This window comes from Brevibacillus sp., from assembly GCF_003521185.1.
GTDB classification, from domain to species: domain Bacteria; phylum Bacillota; class Bacilli; order Brevibacillales; family Brevibacillaceae; genus Brevibacillus; species Brevibacillus parabrevis.
The window spans coordinates 22,486-28,627 of the sequence record NZ_DOTK01000083.1 but is presented as its reverse complement, the minus strand read 5'-3'; the positions used below and the strand labels follow the sequence as shown (position 1 = coordinate 28,627).

Sequence of the window (6,142 nt, the reverse complement as noted above, 5' to 3'; positions counted from 1 at the left end):
ATGGCTCACCAGTTTTTACAAAACATAGAAAAAGAAAACACGATAAACTATGCGGACGTAGCTCAATTGGTAGAGCGTCGCCTTGCCAAGGCGAAGGTCGCGGGTTCGAGACCCGTCGTCCGCTCCATTTCCGTTCGTAAACACCACTTGCTATGCGCCAGTGGTGTTTTCCTGCTTTTACCTGTGAAATGAACACTTTAAAAGACGAGTCAGCTTGTAGGCTGGCACCGCTTCTGGTACGATACTTGAAGTGCTGCTCCTACGATGTTGGAGGTTTTATGAAACATACCAAAAGTATTTTGAAAAAAACGACTGTCGTTGACTTCAAACAAGATGCCACTTTTTTTGTTGACCGTGGTATGCGCTTTTTGAATCGGTACGACTATGAGAAAGCACTGCGATCGTTTCGGCGGGCTGTCGAGATGGAACCAGCCAACGCTGAGTGCCACTGTCATTTGGCTAGTGCCCTCGCTGAGACGGGGCAGTTTGAAGCATCGAATGAAGTCCTCTATGAGGTTATAGAAAAATGGGACCCGTCCATGGTAGAAGTGTATTTCTACATGGCGAACAACTACGCCAATCTCGAAGATTACCAGATGGCTGAAGAAATGGCTGTGCGCTATTTGCAGGAAGCCGGCAACGGACATTATCGGGAGGAAGCGGAAGAACTGCTCGATTACATTTACTTCGAGCTGGACTTGCCGCCGCGTCATTTTCTCCCGAGCGAAAATGAAGATGTGTACAGCAAACATGAGCGGGCACGTCGCAGCTTGGAAGAAGGTCGCTTCCTGGAGGCTTTGGACATTTTGAAAGAAATCGTGGAAGCCGACCCTGACTTTTTGCCAGCCTGGAACAATTTGTCCCTCGCCTATTATTACGTGGGCGACTTCCAGCAAGCGATGGAGACGATCGAGAAGACGCTGGAAAAAGAGCATGGCAATTTGCATGCCTTGTGCAATCTGGCTGTTTTGCTCTCCCATCACAACCATACTGTTGAGCTGCTGGCTTTGATGGACATGCTCAAAAAAGTCGTGCCGTTCCATCCGGAGAACACCTACAAGCTGGCGACGACCATGGGAGTCCTGGGACAGCATGACGAAGCTTTCTTCCACTATCAGCGAATGCTGCGCGCTGGCCGTCCGCACGAGGCTTGCACGTACCACTACGCGGCGATCTCGGCGTATTTGAGCGGACGAAAAGAGCAGGCACTGCGCTGGTGGCAAAAAGCAAAGCAGATGGACCCGGAATCCGGAATTGCTGACCAGTACATTCACATGGTAAAAAGCGAGCAAGAAGGGGAAACTATAAAGCCGATCCCTTATCAATACAATCCTCCGCAACGCGATGTTTCGTGGGAAAAAGCGCCTTTTACGGGAGTAGAGGATTTCAAAAACGATCCGATGATTCGTGCTTCGCTTTTGTGGGCTTTGCAGCATGGGCGGGACGAAGTCAAATTCGCCGTTTTGCAAACTTTGTCGTTGATCGGCGATGACGAGGCTGAACATGCCGTTCGCCAGTTTTACTACCAGACGGACAACCCTCAACTGCAAAAGCTGGCGTTGCTCGCTTTGGCTGACATGGGGGCGGCGATGCCTGAGGATGCGCCGGACTCGGCAAAGCACGCCAGCCACACGGGGATCGTACAAGGTGAGATGAGTGTGGAAGAGGGCATTCACCGCTACTTGATCGCAGAGGGCCAGCAGGAGGCAGGAGAGTGGTGCCTTCAGGTGTGGAACGTGCATCATGAATATATGCTCAGCCAAGTACAAGTGCGGAAAGCAGTTGCATGGATCGCTGCATTAGAATATGTATACGGAACTGTGGTAAACAGCAAGAAGTCGCAAGCGCACCTGGCTCAAAAGTACGGAGTTTCGGCTGCAACCGTCTCGAAGTGTGTCAAAGTATTGTCGACGCTTGATTTTAAATAGATTATTACTTTATAATAACTATAAATAAAGAAGCGTGTCAGACGAGGAGGCAACATATATGAGCGATCAAAAAGTTTATGATGTGATCATCGCCGGAGCCGGCCCTGCTGGTATGACGGCTGCTGTATACACTTCCCGTGCCAATATGAGCACTTTGATGCTGGAGAGAGGCATCCCGGGCGGTCAGATGGCCAACACCGAGGAAATCGAGAACTATCCAGGATTCAGCTCCATTCTCGGACCTGACCTGTCTACCAAAATGTTTGAACATGCGCAGTCATTCGGCGCTGAATACGCTTATGGCGAGATCAAGGAAATCCGCGATGAAGAGCCATACAAACGCGTAATCGCAGGCGACAAGGAATACTTGGCGAAATCTGTGATCGTTGCTACCGGAGCAGAGCACCGTCTGCTCGGAGTGCCGGGAGAAAAAGAACTGTCCGGCCGCGGCGTTTCGTATTGCGCGGTATGTGACGGAGCTTTCTTCCGCAACAAAGAGCTGGTTGTAGTAGGCGGCGGAGACTCTGCGGTTGAGGAAGCCGTATTCTTGACCCGCTTTGCTTCCAAAGTAACGATCGTACACCGTCGTGATCAGTTCCGCGCCCAAAAAATCTTGCAAAAACGCGCTTTTGAAAACGAAAAGATCGAAGTGATCTGGGATTCCGCCGTCAAAGAAATTCGCGGTGAAGGAAAAGTTCAATCCGTTCTTTTGGAAAACACCAAAACAGGTGAGCAAAGCGAGTTTGCGACAGATGGCGTGTTCATCTACGTAGGTATGGACCCACTGACAGAAAGCGTCCGTTCGCTGGGCATCACCAATGACGCTGGCTACATTTTGACTGATGAAAAAATGTACACAAAAGTAAAAGGCGTGTTCGCAGCCGGCGACGTTCGTGAAAAAATGCTGCGTCAAGTCGTAACCGCGACCGGAGACGGTTCGATCGCTGCTCAATCCGCGCAACATTACGTGGAAGAGCTGAACGAAAAGATAAAGGAACAAAATGTCACAATCTCTTAACGTGCTTGTAACATGGGTGAAATAATTCAAGGGTAAGATAAAGACAATGAATTGACCCCCTTATCTATATAAACATTGTTGCGTGGCTGAGAATGCAGTCGCGCATCTTTTTTTGTCCAAAAACAGCTTGTACGCTTTGGAAAAACAGATGGGAAAAGTGGGGAAGCGCCCAAAAAGGTGCGAATAGGGCAGTGATTATGGTATGCTATTGTCAGAATCGTAGGAGGCGAGTTGCGTGACGGAATTGGGAAACGACAAGGCCATTAATCTCCTGATCATTACCGGAATGTCAGGTGCGGGAAAAACAGTTGCTGTACAAAGCTTGGAGGATTTGGGTTATTTTTGCGTCGACAACCTGCCCCCTGTACTGATTCCCAAATTTGCCGAGTTGGTCAAACAGTCTGGCGGGAGTATTGAGCGTGTCGCTTTGGTTATCGATTTGCGGGGACGGGAGTTTTTCGAAAGTCTGTCCGTAACGATCGAGAGTCTGGAGCAGATGGAGGGATTGTCGTACCACATCCTCTATCTCGATGCGAACGATCAAACGCTGGTTTCCCGTTACAAGGAAACCCGTCGCAGACATCCGCTTTCACCGAACGGTTCCCCTCTGGAAGGAATACATGCTGAGCGCCGCTTGTTGCAGGAAATGAAGGGCTGGGCGCATCAGATTATCGATACGAGTCAAATGAAGCCGGCACAGCTTCGTGAAAAAATCATCAACCAATACGCACAACAAGGATCACCCCTTACGATCAATGTATTGTCGTTTGGCTTTAAATACGGTACGCCGATTGACGCGGACTTGATGTTTGATGTCCGGTTTTTGCCAAACCCTCACTACGTGGACGAATTGCGGCCCAAGACCGGATGTGATCCAGAAGTGGCTGATTACGTGATGAAACACAAGGAAACAAAAGAGTTCATCGAGAAGCTGACGGACTTTTTGGCGTATACGTTGCCGCATTACCAGCGGGAAGGGAAAAGCCAGTTGGTGATCGGCATCGGATGCACGGGAGGAAAACACCGTTCAGTCGCCATCGCCGAGCATTTGGGGGAGACGTTCGGAAAAGATTTTACCATCCGTGTCAGTCATCGAGACATGGAAAAGAACAAGTGAGCATAGGATGGCAGGAAGAAAAAGCAAGACGATGCACATGAGATAGCCACCTGTTTATTTGTATCAGAAATAATGAGGTGACATATGCCTACTAAGGGAATGGGGAGGCTACAGTCAAGGCCATTACGAATTGTCGTCATTGGCGGAGGAACGGGTCTGTCCGTCCTTTTGCGCGGTCTGAAGCATGAGCCGGTGCATATCACAGCGATCGTAACCGTAGCAGACGATGGGGGAAGCTCGGGACGTCTGCGCGAGGAAATGGATATGCTGCCACCGGGAGACATTCGCAATGTGTTGACTGCTTTGGCCGATACGGAGCCGTTGATGGAAAAAGTCATGCAGTACCGTTTTTCCTCAGGCACGGGATTAGCAGGGCATAATTTGGGAAATCTACTACTTGCGGCGATGAACGAAATCACGGGAGATTTTGTGACCGCAGTGAAAACGTTAAGCGGGGTTTTGGCAGTGCGAGGAGATGTACTGCCTGCATCTACGCAATCCATTCGTCTGAAAGCGGAGATGACGGATGGCTCCATCGTGGTGGGCGAATCCCAAATACCGCTGACGGGCAAGGAAATCAAACGGGTTTTCCTTGATCCTGTGGATGCTGTGCCGCTGAGCGAAGCTCTTTTGGCCATCGCCGAGGCGGATGCCATTTTGATTGGCCCGGGCAGCTTGTATACGAGCATACTGCCCAATTTGCTGGTGCGAGGCTTGTTTGCTGCGCTCAGACGCTCTACGGCCCCAAAGATTTACATTTGCAATGTAATGACACAGCCAGGAGAGACGGACGGTTTTTCCGCCTCCAAGCATGTGCAGGTTATGTACGAACATGTTAACGAATCATTTTTAGATACGATCATTGTCAACTCAGCAGAGCTGCCGAACCACGTATTGGAGAAATACGCGGAAAAAGGAGCTGCTCCCGTCCCGTGCGATCTGAAAAAGCTGCGTCAGCTCGGCTTGCATATTGTTGCAAAGCCGCTGGTCACATTCGAGGACGGTTACCTGCGTCATGATGCGCATGCAGTAAGCAAGCAAGTCGTTTCACTCGTCAAGCGCAGACGAAAGGTGCTGAAGATAGAGAAGGAGTAGTGAAGTTCGATGTCATTCGCCGCACATACCAAGAAAGAACTGACCATGATGGAGGGCGCCGATTGCTGCAACAAGGCCGAATTGTCTGCCTTGATCCGCATGAATGGGAGCTTGCAGTTCGGGGCAGGACGCCTGGTGCTGGATGTGACGACGGAAAACGCGGCGATTGCCAGAAGGATTTACACCTTGATCAAAAAGCTGTTTCAGACGCACTGTGAGCTGCTCGTCCGCAAAAAAATGCGTCTGAAAAAGAATAACGTCTACATCGTGCGTATACCCAACCAGGCCAATGAGATCTTGCAAAACCTGGCGATCATGGACAGCAGTCTCTCGTTCGTACCGGGGATCGCTCCTGAAATCGTGAAAAAGTCGTGTTGCCGGGCCGCCTACCTGCGTGGAGCTTTTCTGGCGGGCGGATCGGTCAATCACCCGGAAGCGTCCAGCTACCATCTGGAAATATTCACTTCCTACCAGGATTTCTGCGAAGCATTGACCAAGATCGCCAATCGGTATAAACTAAATGCCAAGTGCATCGAGCGGAAAAAAGGGTACGTCCTCTATATAAAAGAGGGCGAGAGAATTACCGAGTTTTTAAGTCTTATCGGTGCGCATCAGGCTCTCTTGTACTTCGAAGATGTCCGGATCGTCAAGGACATGCGAAACTCTGTAAACCGGCTGCATAATTGCGAGATTGCCAACATCAACAAAACGGTAAACGCTGCCACAAGACAGATGGAAAACATTCAGCTCATCGATCAGGAAATGGGGCTGGAGAATTTGCCCAGACGTCTGCGGGAAGTGGCGGAGCTTCGCGTGGCTCACCCCGATATCAATTTGAAAGAGTTGGGGGAAATGGTCCCGAGTGGAGTTGTCAGCAAATCGGGAATTAATCACCGCTTGCGAAAAATTAATGAAATCGCTGACAAAATACGAGAAAAACAAAATCTTTCGATGTAATTGCATGCTATACTAAAGGATAATAGT

The 6,142-nt window shown here is 49.8% G+C and carries 5 protein-coding genes and 1 tRNA gene; all 6 read left to right on the top strand.

The features are described 5' to 3' along the window. Positions 1-51 precede the first annotated feature (51 nt). The 6 genes from DEP07_RS25335 to whiA all read left to right on the top strand — a co-directional run bounded on the left by DEP07_RS25335 (position 52) and on the right by whiA (position 6,115). Positions 52-127: transfer RNA gene (locus DEP07_RS25335), tRNA-Gly, on the top strand. A gap of 151 nt (positions 128-278) precedes the next feature. Next, on the top strand, positions 279-1,928 hold the full coding sequence (locus tag DEP07_RS25330; RefSeq protein WP_122963658.1) for a tetratricopeptide repeat protein: 1,650 nt from the start codon (positions 279-281) through the stop codon (positions 1,926-1,928). Between the two features lie 58 nt (positions 1,929-1,986). Then, the gene (gene trxB / locus DEP07_RS25325) at positions 1,987-2,946 is read left to right on the top strand and encodes a thioredoxin-disulfide reductase (RefSeq protein ID WP_063230994.1); all 960 of its coding nucleotides are present in this window, start codon (positions 1,987-1,989) and stop codon (positions 2,944-2,946) included. Positions 2,947-3,181: 235 nt separating this feature from the next. Beyond that, the gene (gene rapZ, locus DEP07_RS25320; RefSeq protein ID WP_122963660.1) at positions 3,182-4,063 is read left to right on the top strand and encodes an RNase adapter RapZ; all 882 of its coding nucleotides are present in this window, start codon (positions 3,182-3,184) and stop codon (positions 4,061-4,063) included. Between the two features lie 84 nt (positions 4,064-4,147). Further along, on the top strand, positions 4,148-5,158 hold the full coding sequence (locus DEP07_RS25315; protein WP_122963661.1) for a gluconeogenesis factor YvcK family protein: 1,011 nt from the start codon (positions 4,148-4,150) through the stop codon (positions 5,156-5,158). 9 nt (positions 5,159-5,167) lie between these two features. After that, complete coding sequence (gene whiA, locus DEP07_RS25310) at positions 5,168-6,115, top strand: DNA-binding protein WhiA (protein ID WP_122963662.1); 948 nt, start codon at positions 5,168-5,170, stop codon at positions 6,113-6,115. Positions 6,116-6,142 lie beyond the last annotated feature (27 nt).

Coding starts and splice junctions, on each gene's coding strand:
- DEP07_RS25330 (WP_122963658.1), top strand. CDS start 279: ATGAAACATACCAAAAGTATTTTGAAAAAAACGACTGTCGTTGACTTC.
- trxB (WP_063230994.1), top strand. CDS start 1,987: ATGAGCGATCAAAAAGTTTATGATGTGATCATCGCCGGAGCCGGCCCT.
- DEP07_RS25315 (WP_122963661.1), top strand. CDS start 4,148: ATGCCTACTAAGGGAATGGGGAGGCTACAGTCAAGGCCATTACGAATT.
- whiA (WP_122963662.1), top strand. CDS start 5,168: ATGTCATTCGCCGCACATACCAAGAAAGAACTGACCATGATGGAGGGC.